This window comes from Rhodococcus sp. T7, assembly GCF_009872365.1.
Lineage (GTDB): Bacteria > Actinomycetota > Actinomycetes > Mycobacteriales > Mycobacteriaceae > Rhodococcus_F.
In genome coordinates this window covers 835,539-836,430 of sequence record NZ_WXYH01000389.1, presented here as the reverse complement: position 1 = coordinate 836,430, position 892 = coordinate 835,539, and the positions used below count along the sequence as shown (strand labels likewise).

Here is an 892-nt window from a genome sequence, read left to right as displayed (position 1 = left end):
CGCTAGTTCCGGCCATGCTGATGCACCTCTTCGCTCGGCGACACTCCCGCAATCGAGCATAAGCACCGACCGGCCCGGTACGCGACTCGACCTGCACGAACACACCCCTCATGCACCGCAACGGCGCCGCGAGACGGGCCGAGCCTGCACGAGAGGGCCCTTGCTCGCCGCCCGTGCCTGCCGCAGGAGCCCGGCATCAGCGGCGCCTCCCCCACACGGTAAGTCCGACCGCCACTGCCACTGCCACTGCCCAACAGACTCGACGAACTCACGCAGCGCCAGCACCGCGAGCCCCGCGACCTCACGCAGAGCACGTCGGAGATTACAGCCGCGAACATTCCGGCTGACTGAAACACACGGGTGAGCCTGTCCTGCTCTCGCGGAGCACCGCGTCAGAAACGCCGCGTCGGATTCCGTCGCACAATCGAAGGAAAGGGGAAACGCAGCTTCTGCGGGAGGTGACCATGCGCCGGGAGGAACCGCCACCGGCACCGGTGGCCGCGCCGATCCGGTGGTGGCGGCTGCGCCCGTGGAACCGCAACCACCTGATGCGCGCCAGCGACCGCATCGAAGCCACCCTCCTGCTACTCACCGCCACCGTGGTTCTGCTGCTGATCCCCATTGCCGCCGCATTCGGCACCGCCACCCACACCCGCCTGGAGCAGCAAACCCACACGCTCCGCGCCAGCATGCGCCAGGTGCCCGCGGTCCTGCTCGAGGACACCTACCTCGCCCCCGACACCCCCGACTACGCGATTCGTTCCGCCGGCACCCAGAACACCGCCCGCGCCCGCTGGACCACACCCCACGGGGAGCGCACCGGAGCCGTCCCCACCGACACCCCCGGGAAGGCCGGGCAGACCGTCACCATCAGCGTCGACGCCGACGGCAA

The 892-nt window shown here is 69.6% G+C and carries 1 protein-coding gene; it reads left to right on the top strand.

Annotation, left to right across the window (positions count from 1 at the left end; genetic code table 11):
• Positions 1–464: 464 nt before the first annotated feature.
• Positions 465–892: Rv1733c family protein (locus tag MLGJGCBP_RS47950; protein ID WP_160098228.1), on the top strand; the 428-nt coding region annotated here is incomplete at its 3' end.